Annotated in this window: 9 protein-coding genes and 1 tRNA gene; 4 read left to right on the top strand and 6 right to left on the bottom strand. The window is 67.6% G+C overall.

Annotated elements, in window-relative coordinates; genetic code table 11:
* The first annotated feature begins 338 nt into the window (after positions 1–338).
* Positions 339–412, top strand: a tRNA-Pro gene (locus tag OQ789_RS25335).
* A gap of 373 nt (positions 413–785) precedes the next feature.
* A complete protein-coding gene (locus tag OQ789_RS25330; RefSeq protein WP_324689107.1) occupies positions 786–1,310 on the top strand; it encodes an ester cyclase in 525 nt (174 codons plus the stop codon).
* A 22-nt stretch (positions 1,311–1,332) separates the two neighbouring features.
* On the opposite strand, the gene OQ789_RS25325 is transcribed toward OQ789_RS25330, so the two are convergent.
* From OQ789_RS25325 to OQ789_RS25310, 4 genes are all read right to left on the bottom strand, one after another.
* Positions 1,333–2,025, bottom strand: coding sequence for a DUF2510 domain-containing protein (locus tag OQ789_RS25325; protein ID WP_324689105.1), 693 nt, complete (start codon positions 2,023–2,025; stop codon positions 1,333–1,335).
* 73 nt (positions 2,026–2,098) lie between these two features.
* Positions 2,099–2,533 carry a DUF4383 domain-containing protein gene (locus OQ789_RS25320; RefSeq protein WP_324689103.1) on the bottom strand — a complete coding sequence of 145 codons (435 nt, stop codon included), beginning with the start codon at positions 2,531–2,533 and terminating at the stop codon, positions 2,099–2,101.
* 53 nt (positions 2,534–2,586) lie between these two features.
* Positions 2,587–3,177, bottom strand: a complete 591-nt coding sequence (locus OQ789_RS25315; RefSeq protein WP_324689101.1) for a cyclic nucleotide-binding domain-containing protein — start codon at positions 3,175–3,177, stop codon at positions 2,587–2,589.
* Between the two features lie 85 nt (positions 3,178–3,262).
* Complete coding sequence (locus tag OQ789_RS25310) at positions 3,263–4,819, bottom strand: succinic semialdehyde dehydrogenase (RefSeq protein WP_324689100.1); 1,557 nt, start codon at positions 4,817–4,819, stop codon at positions 3,263–3,265.
* Between the two features lie 593 nt (positions 4,820–5,412).
* Here OQ789_RS25310 and OQ789_RS25305 point away from each other — a divergent pair.
* Positions 5,413–6,645: a fatty acid desaturase family protein gene (locus OQ789_RS25305; RefSeq protein WP_324689098.1), complete on the top strand. Its 1,233-nt coding sequence runs from the start codon at positions 5,413–5,415 to the stop codon at positions 6,643–6,645.
* A 70-nt stretch (positions 6,646–6,715) separates the two neighbouring features.
* Here OQ789_RS25305 and OQ789_RS25300 read toward each other — a convergent pair whose 3' ends face one another.
* Positions 6,716–7,507: a transglutaminase family protein gene (locus tag OQ789_RS25300; RefSeq protein ID WP_324689096.1), complete on the bottom strand. Its 792-nt coding sequence runs from the start codon at positions 7,505–7,507 to the stop codon at positions 6,716–6,718.
* Positions 7,508–7,762: 255 nt separating this feature from the next.
* On the bottom strand, positions 7,763–8,554 hold the full coding sequence (locus OQ789_RS25295) for a GAP family protein (protein WP_324689094.1): 792 nt from the start codon (positions 8,552–8,554) through the stop codon (positions 7,763–7,765).
* A gap of 1,100 nt (positions 8,555–9,654) precedes the next feature.
* Between OQ789_RS25295 and OQ789_RS25290 the strand changes: the two genes are divergently transcribed.
* The coding region (locus OQ789_RS25290) for a non-ribosomal peptide synthetase (RefSeq protein ID WP_324689109.1) at positions 9,655–22,244 on the top strand (12,590 nt) is incomplete at its 3' end.

Genomic DNA, 22,244 nt, shown 5'->3' with positions numbered 1-22,244 from the left:
CGCTCGTCGCTGGTGAGACAAATCAATTGGAAGACAACTCAGCAGGGCGTCAGTCGGAGCGAGAGTCATCACCAGCAACGGGCGGGCAAGACCATCCTCACCCGAACCGGTTTAGCGAGGTCAATGTCGGCGCGCTCAGTCTGTCGGGGATGCGCTCGCTCTCGGGACGCGCGCTCTCTCGGGACCATGTGGTGCGTCTCGATTCCGCTAGCGCATCCGCTAGCGCGTTTCGAACTCACATCATGGTCAGCCAGCAAGCTCCGACTAGGTCGCCTGGGGAGGCGGCCAACAAGTTACGGTAGGCTTTCGACCTGCTGCCGGTGCATGGCATCGGCGCGCGGGCTGTGGCGCAGTTTGGTAGCGCACTTGACTGGGGGTCAAGTGGTCGCAGGTTCAAATCCTGTCAGCCCGACGCAGGTCAGACGCAGTTTTCGGACTGCCACTTACCCGGGCCGGCGCCTGAACGCGTACACCCCGCGGAATTCGAGATCGGCAAGTGGTGACACATCCAGCCGGTCAACTTGTCCCTCAACGAGACTGCATGATGCGGGATCAGGGCAGCCAGGCCCGTTTGTTGCCTCCCGAACAACGCCTCGAAATAGAGGAAATTCGAGACCTTTAAAGCTCAGGTGCCAGAACCACTGTGAACCCCACGGCCCCGCGCGAAGTGTTCTAATTGCCTATCCGGCCACTGTTTCAAGCCGCGTGGTGAACTGGCTAGTCGCTCAGTAGTAACAGTGTGCCGGCCAACCGTACGCTGTAACTCCCTGAGAGAGGTGCTGGCGATGGTCGCTTACGATCTTGCCGCGTTGTGGGAGGCGCACTGTCGGTGCGAATTTGAAACGCGAGACGTGGACGCCACCATGTCCACCATGGTGGCCGAACCCTATGTCAACCATGTCCCCACCATGACCGGTGGTGTTGGCTTCGAGAGCTTGCGACATTTTTACGCGCACCATTTCATCGGAGTGAACCCTCCCGACTTCGAACTCCTCCCTGTCAGTCGCACAGTCGGCGAGACGTCCGTTGTCGACGAGTTCATTGTTCGTTTCACCCACACCACCCGGATGGATTGGATGCTGCCCGGGATTGAGCCCACCGGACGCGCGGTGGAGGTTCCGACGGTGGCCATTGTGCAATTTCAGCAAGACAAACTCGTGCATGAGCACATCTACTGGGACCAGGCCAGCGTGCTCGTTCAACTCGGTCTGCTCGATCCCGCCGGCCTTCCCATCGCCGGAGCCGCGACCGCGCGCAAAGTTCTTGACGTTTCCTTACCCAGCAACACACTGATGACTGCGTCCGAGTAGCACGCCCGGCCGCGACTGCGCCCTATGGCTGAAAGGCCGGCAGGACGGTGCCGGAGTCTCGAATCTCCCAGATGCTCTTCCCGGTCACTCCGTCGAAGTTGATCTTGTTCAGTGTTTCCCGCGAATACATGAGGTCGATGGCAACCTGGGTCGAGGTGTTGCCGTACGGGTCGGTCATCGGAAAGGTGCCCTGCACGTTCACCGCGGCCGCGTCCGGATAGGTCGCCTTGGCGTACCTGAGGATGTCGATGGTGTCCGTCCGGGCACCGTCTTTGATCATCTGCTCGGTGTAGTTGTCACGAATGGCGAATCGGGCGTTGACCACGTCGCCGTTCGGACCCGCGGTAACGGTGAACGTGACGCCGTCCGGCTTTTTGGGGCCGGCCGGCGTTGACGAGGGCTCCGAGCCCGCTGCCGGCGGTCCCGCCGTCGCCGAATTGCCCGAGGGGTCCGACGACGAGCCATCCTTCTTCGGGTCGAGAACCCAGGTCTTGCCGATCAACACCAGCAGAACGAGCAGGCACATCGCCGCCAGGGCCAGGGCCGCCTTTCGGGAGGAGCTCTTCTTTTTCGGCGGTTCTGCGGCGAACGCCCAGTCGCTGGTCCAACTGGTGCCGTTGAAGTACCGCTGCAGCCCGTGGCCTACCCCGGCGGGATCGGGGTACCAGCCGGGTGCCGCCGATTTAGGCGGTGGAGGCGCATGTTCAGGTGGCATCTGTCCATTTTGGTCGCGACGGAGACATCCCGGCTACCCGTCTCGACGGTCGCCCGAAACGCAAGCCCTCGCGTTACCGCGCTTTCCGGAGGTCGGCCAGAGAGTTTCGCAGCCCACCGTCCAACCGGATCTGGACCGCCGCCACCGCCACCATGATCGCCGCGGTCACCAAGTGCACCACCGCGTCGGTCATGTTGTTGGGAAAGTGGAAGACGATGGCGACCTGCTGGGAGAAGAACGCCCAAATGCCCGGCAGCGCACCGGCTACGGCGGCGAGCAGCAGATACAGCACGGACCACGACTTCCGCAGCGCGAACACCAGCCCCGGGACGAACAGCGCCAGACCGGCCACGGCGTGCCAGCCGTTGTAGTCCATCCCGAGCAGCTGCACGGTCGGCGCGTCGGGCCCGATGGCGAAGCTGGGATTCATAATGAAGCCGACCACCGCCTGGACGACATGTACGACACAGATGATCAGCAGCCCGATCTGGGCCACACTCCACCTCACATTGCACCCCCTTGTGCGCGGCAAGATGGCGCAAATACTACGTCCCGTAGTAGCTAGTCCGCAACGGCGCCGGCGCTGTTGCGTTCTATCCAGCCGGTGAGCGCATCTTCGAGCGCGGTCGCGACGTCCACCCCGGCGCCCTCGGCGGCCCGTTCAAAACGCTCGACGACGTCGGTGGGCACCGAGGCGCGCAACTTGGAGTGCGACGGCTTCGGCTTGGGCGGCAGGTCGACGGGCACGTGCCGCGCGACCGACGCGTCGATGATTTCGCGAAGTGCCGGCAGGTCGTCGAGCAACTTGGCGAGATCGTCGCGCTCGATGCGCAGCAACTCGGCCGACCCCATCGTCGTCACCGTCGCAGAGCGCAGTCTGCCGCGTTGCAGCGCCGACTCGCCGATCACCTCGCCCGGCCCCAGCGCGACAATCAGGTCGCGGCCGACGTAGACGCCCACTTCGCCGCGCAGCAGGATGTAGCAGGAGTCCGACGGAGTCTGCTCGTGAACCAACGGCGACGGGGCCGACGTCGAAATGCGATGAGCCGCGCGGGCCAGTCGCTGCAGATCGCCATCCGAGAAGTTGTCGAACGTGGCGTACTCGCGCAGCCGGCGAGCGTCTTCTTCGAATGGCCTCGCATCTTTCTTCATGGCGGACCCCTGACGTTGCGACGTGCCGCGGACATCGACGAGCGTAACGCGGATTCACGCCGCAAACGGCAAAAATAGCAAGGCGTCAGTTTCGGCCGGGAAGCTTCATCACCGCCCGAACGATGGGCAGCAGCGACTTCTGCCACAGCGTTCCCGGAATGCCAAGGGGCGGATCGAGATTGAATACCCGGGCGGTGGCGATCGTCTGCGATTCGGTGTACTTCAGCAAGCCCTCGGGACCATGCCGACGCCCGACGCCGGACTGGCCCATCCCGCCCATCGGAGCGCTGAGGCTGCCCCACGCGAACGCGTAACCCTCATTGACGTTCACCGTCCCCGACCGCAACCGGGCGGCGATCTGCTGGCCCTCGGTGGCGGACCCGGCCCACACGCTGGCGTTGAGCCCGTACTCGGTGTCGTTGGCCTTCTCGACGGCCTCATCCACGTCAGCGACGGGATAGATCGACACGAGCGGCCCGAACGTCTCGTTGGTGGCGCACTCCATCTCCTGGGCGACGTCGGTCAGCACCGTGGGCTCATAGAACAGCGGCCCCACGTCGGGCCGGGGGTTGCCGCCGGCAATCACCTTGGCGCCCTTGGCTTTCGCATCGTCCACGTGGTCGGCCACCGTTTCCAGCTGGCCCGCGGAGATCAAGCTGCCCATGTCGACCGAGAAGTCGTACGCAGTGCCGAGCTTCATGTTGCGCACCGCGGTGCCGAACTTGGCGATGAAATCGTCGGCGACGTCCTTCTCGACGTAAATCCGCTCGATGGAGATGCACAGCTGGCCCGCGTTGGAGAAGCACGCCCGCGTGGCCGCCTTGGCCGCCTTGTCGAGGCTGGCCCCGCGGGTCACGATCATCGCGTTCTTGCCGCCGAGTTCGGCCGAGAAACCGATCAGCCGGCGACCAGCGTGTTCGGCGAGCTGCCTGCCGGTGGCGGTCGAGCCGGTGAACATGAGGTAGTCACAGTTGTCGATGATCGCGGTGCCCACCACCGAGCCCGGTCCGGGAACGATCGCGTAGAGCGCTCGCGGCAGGCCGGCCCTGTACAGCAGCTCGGCGCAGGCGAGCGCGCAATACGGAGTCTGGCTGTCCGGCTTGAGCACCACCGCGTTACCGGCCAGCAGTGCCGGCACCGAGTCGGAAGCCGTCAGCGTCATGGGGTAGTTCCACGGCGAAATCACCCCGACCACGCCCTTGGGCTGATAGCCGACCGTGGTCTTGCCGATCCCGGGAAGCAGCGCGGGCACGGTGCGGGGCTTCAGCAGGTCCGCGGCGACGCTTGCGTAGTAGTTCGCGTTCGCGATCAGGTCGATGAGCTCCTCCTGCGCCGCCCAGCGGGCCTTGCCGGCCTCGGCCTGCAGAAGGTCCATCAGGAACTCGCGATTCTCCATGACCAGGTCCCGATAGCGGTTGATGACGTCGGCGCGGTCGGTGACCGGGCGTTTTGCCCAGTCGATCTGGGCCGCGCGTGCCTCGGCGAACGCCGCTTCGACGTCGGCGGCCGTGCCGATCGGGATCGTGGTCAGCGGCTTGCCGGTGAATACCTCGTCGATCGTCTTGGTCTCGTGTGCGGCGATGTCTTTCATCGCGGCCAGCTGACGCAGGCGGTCGAAGACCTCGGCTGACGGTGCGGGCATGTCGTTACCTCTCGCGGATGCAGGGGTGGCCAGAACACCAGACTATTGCGCCGTTGACGGCTGCGTTGTCGAGGCACTGGCCTGGGTGCGGCGGGCTCGTCGCGCAGTCATGAAGACCACCGATTCGGTGGCGCTGGGTAGCCAGCCCGATCGTGTCGACCCATACCGGCCCGGTTCTGGAGTTGTGCATGTCGGCGATCAAGATGCCCAACCCTGGCGAGTCGACTACCCGCCTCCGATCTGTCGAATAACCGCGGAAGGGACCGGGGGATTGATGCCCTGGTCGTGAAATCTGACGGGACATGTAGCATCGGCGTTCGACGAGGTGGCCCGTCCGTCGCGTCGCTCAGGTCGGCCGTGCGGGAAACGGTTGGCCGCCGCGCTCGAAGGTCTCGATTGCGGCTCGGTGCCGCGGGTCTGCTATGCCGACTGAGATGTTTCCGCTTGACTGACCTGGCGCTGATCCGGGCGTGCGCGGAAACGACGAATCAAAGGATCGGACGTAACCCAGAATGCTGCGGCTCGCAAACCTTTCCTGGCTGCGCGTCGCGCATACGCCACACACCAGTGCGCGTGAATCGGGTTGAGCGTCGATGGCCATCACTGACATATCGGAATACGCCCATCTCAGCGAGACGGACCTCGAGGAGTTAGCGGCCGCGTTGGAAACGATCCGTTCCGATATCGAGGCCTCGCGCGGCGCGAAGGATCGAGCATACATCAAGCGCGCCATCGCTTTTCACCGATTCCTCGAGGTCGCGGCGAGGCTCGCCATCGGCATGAGCAGGGGCAAGTTCGGCTGGGCCGTCGGAACCGCCGCTCTGGCCGTCGCCAAGTCCATCGAGAACATGGAGCTCGGCCATAACATCAGCCACGGTCAATGGGACTGGATGAACGACCCGGAAATCCATTCCAATACCTGGGAGTGGGACAACGCCGGTCTCACGTCGCAGTGGCGGCACTCCCACAACTACCGGCACCACGTCTTCGCGAACATCGTCGATATAGACGACGACCTCGGATTTCGAATCATGCGGGTCAGTCGAGACCAGGAATGGCAGCCGGGCACGTTGCTGCAGCCCTTGTACGCGGTGCTGCTTGCGCTGGCCTTCGAATGGGGCGTCGCAATACATGGCTTGATCTCAATCCAGGAACGCGAAACCACGGACGCCGCCAAATCGGCCCACAAAACTGCGATGCTCCGCAAGATGGCTCACCAGGCCGGCAAGGACTATGTGCTCTTTCCTGCGCTGAGTCACCGGCGGTGGTGGCGCACACTCGCAGCCAATGTGGTGGCCAACGGTCTGCGCAACGTCTGGGCGTACATCGTGATCGTCTGCGGTCACCTGGTGGACGGAGCGGAAAAGTTCACCGAATCGGTGCTCGAGGACGAGACGAAGTCCGAATGGTATCTACGCCAAATGCTCGGTACCGCGAACATCGATGCCGGGCCGGTAATGGCGTTCATGACGGGGAATCTCTGTTACCAAATCGAACACCACCTCTTCCCTGACCTGCCGAGTAATCGCTACCGCGAGATCGCAGCACGGGTGCGCGCCTTATGCGTCACCTACGACCTGCCCTACACGACCGGTTCGTTGCTTCGCCAATACCTGCTCACGGTGCGCACGATCTGCAAATTGGCACTTCCCGACTGGCTTCTTTCCGCTACCTCCCACGACGCACCCGAGACAGCGTCCGAGCACAGGTTCCGGAACGCCGCGGAGCCATCTCCGAGCGCGGAGACCGACCTGAAGCGACGCGGATTGGCGACAGCGATACTCGCCAGCAGCGACCGGAGGGAGCTCAGGAGACGGTCGGCCTAACAGCCGGATCGCACCGCAACACAATCTAATTCAGTGGAACATCAAGTGGCTGTCGGGTGCTTATGTGATCTCAGCGGATGGAAACCAGTTGGTCGATCGAATCGTAAGGCAAGTCGCCGTCAACGACGGCGCTCACCACGAGCCGGTTCAGTTCGATCGCGCCTTTGTGATTATCGAGAAATGCCGTGTCGGCGGCGTCGCGGCCGGTGGCTATGCGCACCAGGGTCTGCCGCGGTGCTAGCAGCGTCGCATCCACCACCCGCCATGTCCCGCCGACGAAAGCCTCGGCGACCGCGTGGAAGTCCATCGGATGTAAGCCAGGCGCGTACACAGACACCAAGCGGGCCGGGACGTGGACCGCACGCAGGAGCGCCACCACCAGATGCGCGTAGTCGCGGCACACACCTTTGCCGGCGAGCAGAGTGTCAACCGCCCCATCAATCGGATCGCTAGAGCCGGGCACATAGTCGAGCCTGTTACCCACCCAGGAACTGACGTGCTCCAACAGCGCCCTCGCATCGCGGTCGTTGCCGAATTCGGTTGCGGCAAAGCCGTAGAACTTGTCAGCCTCGGCGTAGCGGCTGGGTCGCAAGTACATCGACTGGTCGTATTCGGACACCGGAGCCGGATCAGTGCGACCCACGGTCGTCGCCGCATAGTCGACTTGCAATGTGCCCACGGCCGCGTCGAACTTATGAATACGGTTGCCGTGCACTCCGGTGACTTCCAAGGGCCGGATCGGCCGCCCGTTCAAGAGAAAGCGCAGCGACTCGAAGACCTCGGCGCGCGGATGAGGTGCAACAGCGATCTGAAACTCCAATGTCGTCGCGGCGGTGATTTCGACTTCGATCTCGGCGCCCACTTCTCGTCTCATAGCGCGATCCTGCGCCAGTCGTTCCGGATTCTCTACCCGAGCGACGACGCCGGGTCGATATCGTGTTCCTCGATCGATGAGTCGGTGATGCGCCCGCTTCATCGACCGGTATCTTCAACTGGGTCACCGGTCGCGTGACAACCGCGACAAGCGTATGGGGCACCTCGCACCATCCGCCACGTTCAAACTGAGCTTTCGAGCTGATCGTCAGCCTGCCTCCCGCTGTCAGCCAGGAGACTCGGCTCAGACGATATGCAGGCCCTGCGCCAACTGGGAAACCCCCACCACCGTGAAGAGAACAACCAGGATTTGCCGATGGTAGGTCCGCACCCAGTCGTGCAACACGATCAGCAAAGACTGGGTGGTGGCCGGTGTGATCACATAGCCGACGAGGATCACCTCGACCACGGCGTACATCAGCACGACGAACGCGACCGAGGCGCCGGCCTGCGCGCTGACCGATGCGCCCGAGGCCGCGATGATCGCGACGATGAACAGCACCCCATCCACGGGCACCGAGATGATCCCGATCACCCACGCGACCCACGAGGAACCGCTCTCCCACGCGTGGTGAATGCGGCCCAGTGCGCGACGGAACACGGAGCCGTCGTCGTCCGCGACATCCTGCGCGCGGGTCAGGAGTCGCGGCATCGCGATCGGCGCACCCGCGACCGCCGACAGCTCTGACGGCCGATCGTCCGGCGCGCGTTGGGTTGCCCGCTGACGCGCGACGAAGCGCACCATCAGCGACGCGGCAATCGTCAGGCCTACCACACCGAGGCCGATTTGAATGTTGCCGAGCATCGAGTTCGACGACGGGGAGGGCGAACCATGCGCACGGTGTCCGAACATCGGGGTGAAGTTCAACAGCACCAGCGGGATCAGCAGCTCGGGCGCACAGACCGTCAGCCCGCCCAACCAATAGGCGAGCAGACTCGGCCCGGGCCGCGGTCGAGAGATCATCAGCAGAGCCAAGCCGAGGCGAACCGGATTCAGCGCGGCCAGGATTCCCAAGCCGAGCACCGACCCCCACATGGTCGCAACTGTACGCGCCTGCGGTGTGGCTAACGCCCGATGGCCGTGCGCCGCGGCGCCGCGACACGGTTAATCATGCTGGCGCGCAACAGTTCCGAGTGTCCGGGGGCGCGGAGCGGGGCCGGTGCGAGCGAAACGGACTTGCGGGCAACAGCCGGCCGCGTGCCGCGCTGACGAACGCCCGTCGCGTCTTTGGGCCGGTGAAATCAATCACAACGAAGCGACATGGCGGGCGGCCGGGGGTGCGGTGGTCGACGGTCTCGAGCAAACGCGTCACCGGAAGCCGTCCACGGTGGTGCGGCCGGCTTGCCCCCAACACCGTTGCGGCATGGCGATTCTCGCCAGCTACGGCCATGCTAGGTGTCGCCCTTCCGGTCGCTGCGACGCCGGCGTCGGTCCAGCAAGCGACCGTACGCCATCGCACGGTGCGGGCCCGCGGTATGACGCAGAGGTCACCCGGTCCGTCGGCACGGCGGCCCTGGGCCGACGCGGCTGCGCAGGCAAATATTATCGATTGTGTAAGCGACGTAATGGAACCCGGCCAACGGCAAGCGCAGCGAGTATCGCCGCAACCATGAGAAAAAGTCCGGAGAACGTTCGCGGGTGCCGATGCGATGGGCCACCGGGTGCCCCGCAATTGTTTCGGGCAGCAAGAAACGGCGGAAACGCTGGATCCATTCTGGGCAAACGCAATTCATAGGTTCCCCTCAGCATCGGCTGGGTACCCTGAATTTGTGAATCGTGACGCCAGACAAGGACCGGGGTGGACGTCGTGACCGTCGCGTCACGGGGTAAAACGTCACGACCGAGCTCGCGTGGACTCTTGTCCCACACGCGAGCCGATCGATATCCCGGCTGAGCCCAGCGGCTCAATCTTTGCGCGCTGCAATGTTTCTCACGTTGCAGCGCCATGACAATTCGTCTTTTTCATCTGGGTGTGAGGAGGTCCGACGTGCCGCTGAATCAGTCCGCCGACGGTGGTCGAATTTTCGCATTAGTCAATAACGAAGAACAACGTCGTCTTTGGCCAACGTCAACCATCGGCACCGGTAGACCGGCGCCGGCGTGAGGGAGTACGGAAAAGTTTGGTGGGGCTTTCAGTGAAGCGGGGGGACCGGGCAGTTCCGGTGACGCGCGGCCAGTTCGACATCTGGCTGGCGCAGCAGACGGGTCGCTTCGACGTGGCGTGGCAGTTGGGCGTGCTCGTTCGCATCGAGGGCGCCATCGATACCGGCCTGTTGCATCAGGCTATGCGACACGTGGTGAATGAGGCTGAGAGCCTTCGCGCTTCGTTTTTCGAGGTGGACGGTCAGGTCTTTCAGAAAGCCGTCGAATACGACGACGTCGAGCTGGTGTTCTACGACCTGACTGACGCGCGCGATCCGGAGCGGGAGGTCCGCGAGACGGCGTCGACGATCCAGCGGACGCCGATGCCGCTCACCGGGCCCATGATCAAATTCGCGTTGTTCAGGACACGTCCCGACGAGTACTACTGGTTCACCACTGCCCATCACATCGCCATCGACGGCATGGGCCTTGCGCTGATCGGACGGCGGATCGCGGCTGTCTACTCCGCGCTTTCCGCCGGCAAACCGATACCGCCGGCCTTCTTCGGTTCGCTGTACGACCTCGTCAACGGCGAATCGGAATACGAGGCATCACCGCAATTCATTGAAGACCAACAATATTGGGCTGTGCACCAACCCGCAGGCGACGCTGCGGACCATCCGTCGGCCCGGACGGAGGACGGACGAGACCCGTATGCGCCCTCGGCGCCGGCGAAATTGGACGAGTCGGTGGTGGGCAGGGTCAAAGAGTTGTGCAAGACCCTGGGCATCCGTCGATCATCGGTTCTCACGGCCGCCTGTGCGCTGCTGGTGCGCGGCTGGTGCGGCGATGGTTCCGACGAGGTCGTTCTCGATTTTCCGGTGAGCAGGCGAGTCGATCCGGAGGCGAAGAAGCACCCCGGCATGCTCGCCGGGGTGGTGCCGCTGGTACTGCGCGCGTCACCGGACACCACGTTCGCCGACTTTTGCCGCCACGTCGACCGGCGATCACGAGAGGCGTTGCGGCATCAGCAGTTTCCCACCCGCATCCTCAACGGCGGACGCGAGTTCAACGGACCGCGGCAAGCCCCTAATCGCGTGGTCGTCAACTTCGTTCCGGCGCGCCTCACCCTCAGCCTCGGCGACGTGCCGGCAACGGCGACATACACCAGCTTCGGCCCGGTGGGCCACTTCGGGCTGTTCTTCCTCGGCTTCGGCGATCAGCAGTTTCTGAGTACCGTCGGCACCGGACAGCCGTTTTCGAATTTCGACGCCCGGGATCTGGGGGAGCGGCTGCAGCGCATCCTCGCGACCATGGCGGCCGATCCCGGCCGCCGGCTGTCGTCGTTGGACATGCTGCGTGCCGAGGAGCGCACCCGTCTCGACGCGGTGGGAAACACCGCGGCTCTGACGGCGCCGGTGGGCGCGGCGATATCCGTCCCGGAGTTGTTCGCCGCGCAGGTGGCCCGCGTCCCCGACGCCGTCGCGCTGGTGTGCGAGGGCCTGTCGATGACCTACCGGGAGCTGGACGAGGCATCCAACCGCCTGGCGCATCACCTGGCGGCGCGCGGCGCACGTCCGGGACAGACTGTGGCGCTGCTCTTTCCGCGCTCGGCGGAGGCGGTCGTGTCGATCATGGCGGTGCTCAAAACGGGCGCCGCCTACCTGCCCATCGAACCGGCGTCACCGAAGGTGCGGATCGCCTTGATGCTCGACGACGCGAAGCCGGTCGCGGCGATCACCACCGCCGAACTGGCCGACCGGCTCGACGGCCGGGGCGCGACGATCATCGAGGTCACCGATCCGCGCATCGCGGACCAGCCCGGCACCGCGCTGCCGGCGCCGGACGCGGCCGGCATCGCGTACCTGATCTATACCTCGGGAACCACCGGCGCGCCCAAAGGCGTTGCGGTCACGCACCGCAACGTAACTCAGCTGATGGGTGCGCTGGACGCGGGCCTGCCCGCCGAGGGAGTGTGGTCGCAGTGCCACTCCTACGCCTTCGACGTCTCGGTGTGGGAGATATTCGGTGCGCTGTTGCGCGGCGGACGCGTGGTGGTGGTGTCCGAAGACGTGACCCGTTCGCCCGACGACCTCCATGACGTCCTGGTGGCCGAGGAGGTCAGCGTCTTGACCCAGACCCCGTCGGCGGTCGCGGCGCTGCCATCCGAGGGATTGGACTCGATGGCACTGGCGGTGGTCGGCGAGGCCTGCCCGCCGGACGTGGTGGACCGGTGGGCGCCCGGGCGCGTGATGGTTAACGCCTACGGTCCGACCGAGACGACGATGTGCGTCGCGATCAGCGCGGCGCTGACGGCGGGATCCGGGACACCGCCCATCGGTTCCCCGGCGGCGGGAGCGGCGCTGTTCGTCCTGGACGGCTGGATGCGCCCGGTGCCCGCCGGTGTGGCCGGCGAACTCTACGTGGCCGGCCGCGGGGTGGCCGCGGGCTACCTGGGGCGCGCCGGTTTGACGGCGTCCCGGTTCGCCGCGTGCCCGTTCGGGGAGCCGGGTGCGCGGATGTACCGCACCGGCGACCTCGCTTCTTGGGGCGACGACGGCCAGCTGCGCTACCTGGGACGCGCCGACCAGCAGGTCAAGATCCGCGGCTACCGCATCGAGCTCGGCGAAATCCGTGCGGCGCTGGCCGGGCTGGACGGGGTGGAGTCCGCCGTGGCGATCGCCCGCGAGGACCGCCCCGGCGACAAGCGACTGGTCGGGTACATCACCGGGACGGCCGACCCGGACGCGGCGCGCGCCGCGCTGGCGGACCGGCTACCGCCTTACATGGTGCCGACCGCCGTCGTGGTCGTGGATACGTTTCCCCTGACGGTCAACGGCAAGCTCGACATCCGGGCCCTGCCGCCACCCGAATACGGCACGGGCGAATATCGCGCCCCGGGCAGCGCGGTCGAGGAGATCCTGGCCGGCATCTACGCCGAGGTGCTCGGGGTGGCGCGGGTCGGCGTCGACGAGTCGTTCTTCGAGCTGGGCGGCGACAGCATCATGTCGCTGCAAGTGGTCGCGCGGGCGCGCGCCGCCGGCCTGACCTGCCGGCCGCGGGACGTCTTCGTGGAGCAGACGGTGGCCCGGCTGGCGCGGGTGGCCGCGGTGAGCGGCGGGGCGGCGGACGTCGTCGACGACGGTGTGGGCCAGGTGATCGCCACCCCGATCATGCGCTGGCTGCACGGCATCGCACTCGCCGGCGGCCCCGTCGACCAGTTCAACCAGACCGTGATGGTGCAGGCCCCGACCGGCGTCACCCGGGCCGACGTCGCAATCGTGTTGCAGGCCTTGGTGGATCGGCACGCCATGTTGCGGCTGCGCGTCGACGACGATGCAGCCGGCGGCTGGTCTCTGCGGGTACCCGAACCCGGATCGGTGCGGGCCGAGGATTGCCTGCACTCGGTGGACGTGTTGTCCGACGAGGCGCTGCTGGCGGCGCGGGCGCGGCTGAACCCGGCCGGCGGAGTGATGCTGAGCGCGCTGTGGGCCGAGTCCACCGGCCGGCTGGCGGTGATCATTCACCACCTGGCCGTCGACGCGGTGTCGTGGTGGATCCTGTTGGAAGACCTCAATATCGGCTGGGCGTTGCACAGCTCCGGGCAGCCGGTGGAGCTGGCGCCGGCCGGAACGTCGTTTGCCCGCTGGGCGACACGGCTGGCCGATCACGCGCGCCGCCCCGACGTTGCCGACCGGCTGGACGCCTGGAAGCGGGTGGCGGCGACTCCCGCCGCCCTGCCCGCGCCGGGGCCCGAAGTGGACACGTATGCCACCGCGGGGCGCCTGTCGGCGGAGCTGGACGCGGCGACCACCGGGACGCTGATCGGCGCGGTGCCTGCCGCTTTCCATGCCGGGATCCACGACATCTTGCTGATCGCGTTCGCGCTGGCCTGGGCGGAATTCCTGCGTGACGCGGAATTCCCGCGTCACGCCGACTTTTTGCGTGATGGGGACGCCCCGATCGGCATCGACGTCGAGGGCCACGGGCGCCACGAGGAACTCGCCGCCGACATCGACCTGTCCCGCACCGTCGGGTGGTTCACTACCAAATATCCCGTGTCGCTGGCGGTTTCGGAGCTGAGCTGGGCGCAGGTCACGGCGGGCGACGCCGCGCTGGGCGCCGTCGTCAAAGCTGTCAAGGAACAGCTGCGCACGCTGCCCGACCCGCTGAGCTACGGGCTGCTGCGCTATCTGAATCCCGACGTCGACCTGGCCGGCCCCGACCCGTCCATCGCGTTCAACTACCTGGGACGTCAAGGCGCAGCGTCCGATTCGCCGGACGCGAGCTGGCGCATCAGCCGGCACGGCCTGTCGGTGATCGGCGCCGCCGCGGCGGTGCCGATGCCGCTGGTGCACACCGTCGAGCTCAACGCCGGCACCATCGACACCGGCGCGGGTCCGCACCTGCATGCCGAGTGGACTTGGGCACCATCGGTTCTCGACGCGTCGCACATCACCCGGCTGAGCCGGCTGTGGTTCGAGGCGCTGGCCGGCATCTGCGCGCATGTGCGTTCCGGCGGGGGCGGACTGACGCCCTCTGATATCGCGCCGGCCCGCCTGAGCCAGCACCAGATCGACGAGCTGCAACGCCAGCATCACATCGCCGACATCTTGCCGTTGACCCCGCTGCAACAGGGGCTGTTGTTCCACTCCAGCACCGCGCAGGGCGGCGACGAGATGTACGCGGTGCAGCTGGTTTTCACCCTGACCGGACCCCTTGACGCCGACCGCCTGCGCGACGCGGTGCACACCGTCGTCGGCCGTCACCCCCACCTGGCCGCGGTGTTCTGCGAACGATACGACGAGCCGGTGCAGATCATCCCGGTCGATCCGGCCATCGGGTGGAGCTACGCCGAATTCGGCGCCGATGCCGACGAAGAGATCGAGCGGCTCTGCGCTGCCGAACGTTCCGCGGTGCGCGACCTCAGCGCCCGGGCGGCGTTTCGCGCCGCGCTGATCCGCACCGCCGAGGACCGGCACCGGTTTGTGCTGACCAATCACCACATCCTGCTGGACGGCTGGTCCCTGCCGATCCTGCTGCGGGAGATCTTCACCAGCTACTACGGCGAGCGGCTACCCGCCGCGGGCTCGTATCGGGCCTTCCTCACCTGGCTGGCCGGCCGCGACCTCGACGCCGCCCGCGAGGCCTGGGGACAACTGCTGCACGGCTTCGACACCCCCACCCTCGTCGCCCCACAGGGCCGATTGGGCCATGGGGAGCGCGGATTTGAAACATCGTGTGTGCCTGAGCACCTCACGACCGCGCTCACCGACCTCGCCCGCTCGCGACACACCACCGTCAGCACCGTGCTGCAGGGGGCCTGGGCCGTCGTGCTGACGTCGTTGAGCGGCCAGCACGATGTCGTGTTCGGCACCCCGCGGTCGCGGGTCGGGCAGCTGGAGGTCGACGACGCCGAATCCATGGTCGGGCTGCTGATCAACACGGTGCCGGTGCGGGCCGACATCGGCGTGACCACCACCACCGCGGACCTGCTGGCCCAGCTGCAGAACAGCCACAACGACGCGCTCGAGCACCAGCACCTGGCGCTCAGCGAGATCCACCGGGTCACCGGCCACGATCAACTCTTCGACACGCTGTTCGTGTACGAGAACTACCCCGTCGAGAGCGGGATGACCCTGGGCGCCGACGGATTGGCCATCGCCGACATCGCCAACCGGGAGTACAACCACTACCCGCTGACCGTCGAGGCGCTGCCCGGCAGCCGGCTCGGCCTGCACGTCGAGTACGACACCGACGTGTTCGACGCCGCCGCGATTGCGTCGCTGCTCGAACTGTTCCAGCGCGTGCTGGTGGCGATGACCACCGACCCCGCCCGGCCACTGTCGGCGGTCGAGCTGCTGGATCCCGGCGAGCGCGACCTGGTGCTCTCGCGGCTGTCGGGTGCCGGTGTCACGGCGCCGGTCGGGGTGGCGACGCGGCTGCTCGACGCGGCCTTGGCGACCGCCCCGGACGCGCTCGCGGTCCTCGACGGTGACCGGGCATTGTCGTATCGCGAACTCGACGAGTGGTCGAACAGGTTGGGGCGGGCGCTGATCGACGCGGGTGTGGGCCCGGAGCGCGCCGTGGGTGTCGCGACGGGCCGGTGCGCCGAACTGGTGGTCGCGTGGTGGGCCGTGGCGAAGGCCGGAGGCATCCACGCGCCGGTGGATGTCGACCATCCCGTCGAGCGGGTCGCGTCGGTGCTGGACGCCGCGCAGGCGGTGTGCGTGTTGACGTGCGGCGCCGACGAGGTCGCCGGCGCCGGAACGCGCCCGATCGTGCGGATCGACGGGCTGGATCTGTCCGCGCAGAGCGGCGAGCCGATCACCGACGCCCACCGGGCCGCCCCGCTGGCCGTCCACAACACCGCGTACGTGATCTTCACCTCGGGTTCCACCGGCACCCCCAAGGGGGTGCTGGTGAGCCACGCCGGCCTATTGGGATGGGCTGCGGCGCAACGTGATTCGTGTGGTCTGGACAGCGACGCGCGGGTGCTGATGGTCGCCTCGCCGTCCTTCGACGCGTCGGTCGGCGAGATGCTGCTGGCGGCGGCGGCGGGGGCCGCGCTGGTGGTGGCGCCGCCGCAGGTGTATGCCGGCGAACCGTTGACCGCCTTGCTGCAGAGCCGGTGCGTCAGCGCGGCGTTCCTGACCCCGACGGTGCTGTCGTCACTGGATCGCGCCCGCTTGGCCGGTTTCGACAAGCTGATGGTCGGCGGCGAGGCCTGCCCGCGGGAATTGGTGGCCTCCTGGGCGCCGGGGCGGCGACTGTTCAATGTCTACGGGCCGAGCGAGACCACCATCTGGATCACCTCCAGCGCGCCCCTGGCGGCCGACGACCCGATTCGCATCGGCGGCCCACTGCCGGGCGTGTGCGTGTTCGTCCTCGACGCCTGGCTGCAGCCCGTCCCGGTCGGGGCGGCGGGCGAACTGTATGTGAGCGGGCCTGCCCTGGGGCACGGCTACCTGGGCCGTATGGATCTGACCGCGGAACGGTTCGTGGCCAACCCATTTGGCGGGGCCGGGACCCGCATGTACCGCACTGGCGATCTGGTGCGCTGGACCCGCGACGGCGGGTTGGACTTCGTCGGCCGCGCCGACAGCCAGATCAAGCTGCGCGGACAGCGCATCGAGTTGGGCGAAATCGAAAACACCCTGCTGGCCTGCCCGCAGGTCAATCAGGCCGCCGTCACGGTTCGCGACGGCACCGCCGGCTCGCACCTGGTCGCCTACGTGACACTCGACCACACCCTGAGCGCCGACCACGACGAAGGCAACGTCGAAGAGTGGCAACACCTTTACGACGACCTCTACGGCGCCGAGCTCGAGTCCGGATTCGGCATGGACTTTCGGGGCTGGAACAGCAGCTACACCGGCGAACCGATCCCGCTCGAGCAGATGATCGAGTGGCGGGCCGCCACGGTGGACCGGATCACGGCCCTGCGGCCGCGGCGAGTCCTCGAGATCGGCGCGGGTTCGGGACTGCTGCTGTCGCAGCTCGCCCCGCAGTCCAAAGAGTATGTGGCCACCGACTTTTCGCCGGTGGCGATCGCTAACCTGGAACGCTCGCTGCGGCAGCTGCGGGTGGCCTGGCGCGACCGCGTCGTGCTGCGGACCCAGCCCGCCCACGTCACCGACGGGCTGCCGTGCGGCCACTTCGACACGATCATCCTCAACTCGGTCGTCCAGTACTTCCCCAACGCGGGATACCTGGCCGAGGTGGTCGACAAGGCGATGGAACTGCTGGCCCCCGGCGGCTCGGTCTTCATCGGTGACGTGCGCAACCACACCCTGCAGGGCGCGTTCCAGACCGCGATCGCGCTGGCCCACGGCGACGACGCCACCATCGACGGCGCCGTGATCCGCCAGCGGGTGCGCCACGCCATGCTCGGGGAAACCGAATTGCTGCTCGCGCCGGAGTTTTTCACGACCTGGGCGGTGAACAGCCCGTCGGCGGGCGGCATCGACATCGAAGTCAAACGCGGATTCGCCGACAATGAGCTGAACCGCTACCGGTACGACGTCGTCATCCGCAAGACGCCCGCACCCGCGCGCTCGGTGGGCGAGGTGCCCATCTGGGCGTGGAGCGACTGCGCGGGCCCCGACGGGCTGCGCGACGCACTGGCGTCCCGACGCCCCGACGTTGTCCGCGTCACCGACATTCCCCACGCCGGGGTCATCGCCGACGTCCGCGCCGAAACCGCGCTCGCCGAGGGACAATCCGTCGCCGACGCGCTCGCCCGGGCCGCGGCCGCCTGCGACGCCGCCGTGCCCGAAGAGCTCCACCGCGTCGGCGAGTCGCTCGGGTATCGCGTGGCGGTCACCTGGGGCGCCCAAACCGGTACTCTCAGCGCCGTTTTCGTCGCCGTCGATGATATCTCGCTGACCGATCTCTACCTGCCGCCCGCCGGGTCTGGGCGGCGCACCCGCCACGCCAACGATCCCCGGACCAACACCAAGATCGGCGAGGTCCGCGAGCGGCTGAGCGCGTGGCTGCCCGAATACATGGTGCCGGCCCACATCGTGGCGCTCGAGGAATTCCCGATGACCTCGTCGGGCAAGCTCGACCGCAAGGCCCTGCCGGAACCGGAATACTCCGACGTCGACCGCTACCGCGCTCCGGCCACCGCGGCCGAGGAGATCCTGGTCGGTATCTACGCCCAGGTGCTGGGGCTGGAGCGGGTGGGCGCCGACGACTCGTTCTTCGACCTGGGCGGCGATTCCCTGTCCGCCATGCGACTGATCGCCGCGGTCAACGCGAGCCTGCATTCGGACCTCGGCGTGCGGGCGGTGTTCGAGGCGCCGACGGCCGCGGAGCTGGCGTTGTCGGCCGGCGGCGACGGCGATCGCCCCGACCCGCTGGTGGCGGGGGAGCGCCCGGCGGTGATCCCGTTGTCGTTCGCCCAGACCCGGCTCTGGTTCATCGACCAATTCCAGGGACCCTCACCGATGTACAACGTCACCGTGGCGCTGCGGCTCCGGGGCGACCTCGACTCCGGCGCCCTGGCCGCCGCCCTGGCCGACGTGGTCGGCCGCCACGAAAGCCTGCGCACCGTGTTCGCGGCGGCCGACGGGATACCGCAGCAGATCGTGATACCCGCCGAGCAGATCGGCTTTGCCTGCGACGTCGTCGATGCCCGCGGCTGGCCGGAAGAGCGGCTGCGCGAACGCATGTCGGCAGCGGCCCGGTACGCGTTCGACCTGTCCAGCGAAAGCCCCTTGCACACCGAGCTTTTCGCCGTCAGCGACGACGAACACATGCTGGTGGTCGCGGTGCACCACATCGCCGCCGACGGCTGGTCGATCACACCGTTCGCCCGCGACCTGGGGGTGGCCTACGCCGCCCGCTGCGCGGGCCGGGCCCCCGACTGGGCGCCGCCTGTGGTGCAGTATGTCGACTACACCCTCTGGCAGCGCGCGTATCTGGGCGACGTGGACGACAGCGACAGCCGCATCGCCGCGCAACTCGACTTCTGGACCGACACTCTGGCCGGGCTGCCCGAACGGCTGGAGCTGCCCACCGACCGGCCCTACCCGCAGGTTGCCGACCACCGCGGCGCCCGGCTGGCGGTCGACTGGCCCGCAGAGCTACAGCAACAGCTCCGCCGGGTGGCGCGCGAACACAACGCGACCAGCTTCATGGTGATCCAGGCCGCCTTCGCCGCGCTGCTCTCCAAGATCACCGCGAGTCCCGATGTGGCCGTGGGCTTCCCGATCGCCGGACGCCCCGAACCCGCGCTCGACGAACTGATCGGGTTCTTCGTCAACACCCTGGTGCTGCGCGTCGACGCGTCCGGGGACCCGACCTTCGCCGAGCTGCTGGCCCAGGTGCGCCGGCGCAGCCTGGCCGCCTTCGAGCACCAGGACGTCCCGTTCGAGCTGCTGGTGGAGCGGCTCAACCCCACCCGCAGCCTGACCCATCATCCCCTGATCCAGGTGCTGTTGGGCTGGGAGAACTTCCCCGGGGAGGTCAGCGCGCCGGCCGCCGGACTGGCCCTGGGCGACCTGCAGGTCACCCCGATGCCGTTGCACACCAACACCGCTCGCATGGACCTGACGTTCTCCCTGGCCGAACGGTTCACCGATTCCGGGCAGCGTGCCGGCATCGCCGTTACGGCCGAATACCGCACCGACGTGTTCGACGGCGACACCGTCGCGGCGATGATCGAACGGCTGCGGCGACTCCTGACCGAGGTCACCGCCGAGCCGCGGCGGCGGCTGTCCTCGGTGGATCTGCTGGACTCCGCCGAGCACGCCCGGCTGGCCGAGTGGGGCAACGCGGCGGCGCTGGCCGAGCCGGTGAAACCGCTGACGGTCGCGGGACTGTTCGCCGCGCAGGCGGCTCGCACCCCCAACGCGGTGGCGGTGACGTGCGAGGGCCGGTCGATGACCTACCGGGAGCTCGACGAGGCGGCGAACCGACTGGCGCACCTGCTGGCCTGCCGCGGCGCCGTCCCGGGTCAGTCTGTCGCGCTGCTGTTCTCGCGCTCGCCGGAGGCGATCGTGGCGATTGTGGCGGTGCTCAAGTCCGGGGCGGCGTATCTGCCGATCGACCCGGCGTTGCCGGCGGCGCGCGTCGAGTTCATGCTCACCGACGCCGCGCCGAAAGTCGCGCTCACCACCGCGGATCTGGCCGCCCGGCTGGACGGCTTCGGCCTGGACGTCATCGACATCAGTAACATCGGCGACCCGGCTGCGGCGGCGCAACCCAGCACCGCGTTGGCGCCCCCCGCACCCACCGACCTGGCCCACATCATCTACACTTCGGGCACCACCGGGGTTCCCAAAGGTGTTGCGGTGACCCAACATAACGTCGCCCAGCTGTTCGACGACCTGGCCATCGGCATCGCATTGTCGGACGAGCAGGTGTGGACGCAGTTCCACTCGTATGCCTTCGACTTCTCGGTGTGGGAGATCTGGGGCGCGCTGCTGCACGGCGGGCGGCTGGTGGTGGTGCCGGACATGGCCGCGCGCTCACCAGACGAGTTCCGCGCCCTGCTGGTCGACGAGGGCGTCACGGTGCTCACCCAAACCCCCTCGGCGGTCGGGATGCTGCCCACCGCGGGGCTGGACGCCACCGCGCTGGTGATCGGCGCCGAACCCTGCCCGCCCGAGCTGGTGGACCGCTGGGCGCCCGGGCGGGTGATGGTCAACGTCTACGGCCCCACCGAAACCACCATGTGGGCCTGCAAAAGCGAGCCCCTGCAGGCCGGGTCGGGATCCCCGCCGATCGGCTCACCGGTGACGCGGGCGGCGTTCTTCGTGCTCGACGACTGGCTGCGCCCGGTGCCCGCCGGTGTGGTCGGCGAGCTCTACCTGGCCGGCCAGGGCGTCGGCGTCGGGTATTGGCGGCGTCCCGGACTGACCGCCTCGCGCTTCACGGCCTGCCCGTTCGGCGGGCCCGGAATGCGCATGTACCGCACCGGCGATCTCGTCCGGTGGGGCACCGACGGACAGCTGCGCTACCTCGGCCGCGCCGACGAGCAGGTCAAGATTCGTGGCTACCGCATCGAACTGGGCGAGATCCAGGCGGCGCTGTCCGCGCTCGACGGGGTGGAGCAGGCCGTCGTGATCGCCCGCGAGGACCGCCCCAGCGATCGGCGCCTGGTCGGTTACGTCACCGGAGCGGCGGATCCGGGCGCGGCGCGCGCGGCGCTGGCGCAGCGGCTGCCGGGCTACATGGTGCCGACCGCGGTAATGGTGCTCGACGCGCTGCCGATGACGGTCAACGGCAAACTCGACACCCGCGCGCTGCCCGCCCCGGACTACCGGGACGCCGACCGCTACCGCGCCCCGGGCACCGCGGTCGAGGAGATCCTGGCGAGCATCTACGCGCGAATCCTCGGTGTCGAACGGGTCGGCATCGACGACTCCTTCTTCGACCTGGGCGGCGATTCCCTGTCCACGATGCGGTTGGTCACCGCGATCAACTCCGCGCTCGACACCGATCTGCCCGTGCGGGCGGTCTTCGAGGCGCCCACCGTCGCCCGGCTGGCGCCCCGCATCGCCGAGAGCGCGGGCCGGCTGGAGCCTCTGACGGCGGGCGAGCGCCCGGATCCGGTGCCCTTGTCGTTCGCGCAGAACCGGCTGTGGTTCGTCGACCAATTCCAGGGCCCCTCACCGCTATACAACATGGCCGCGATGCTGCGGCTGCGCGGGCGACTCGACACCAGGGCCCTCGGTGCGGCCCTGGCCGACGTGGTGGCCCGCCATGAAAGCCTGCGCACCCTGTTCCCCGCGCGGCAGGGCACTCCCCACCAAGTGGTGGTGCCCGTCGAGCACGCCGACTTCGGTTGGGACGTCGTCGATGCCACCGACTGGACGGCGACACAGCTGGACGACTCCGTCGCGGCGGTCACCCGACACACGTTCGACCTGGCGACCGAAATCCCCATGCGGGCTCAGGTTTTCGCCGTCATGGGGGATGAGCATCTGCTGGTGATCGTGGTGCATCACATCGCCGCGGACGGCCTGTCGCTGGCGCCGCTGGGCGCCGATCTGAGCCTGGCCTACACCAGCCGGTGCGCGGGGCACGCGCCCGGCTGGGCCGATCTGCCGGTGCAGTACGTCGACTACACGCTGTGGCAGCGCGCCCAGTTCGGCGAGCTTGCCGACGGCGGCAGCCGCATCGGCGCGCAGCT

Source organism: Mycobacterium sp. 94-17 (genome assembly GCF_035617725.1).
Lineage (GTDB): Bacteria > Actinomycetota > Actinomycetes > Mycobacteriales > Mycobacteriaceae > Mycobacterium.
Note: the sequence above shows the minus strand (reverse complement) of the source record. Positions and strands in the feature narration are given on the sequence as shown.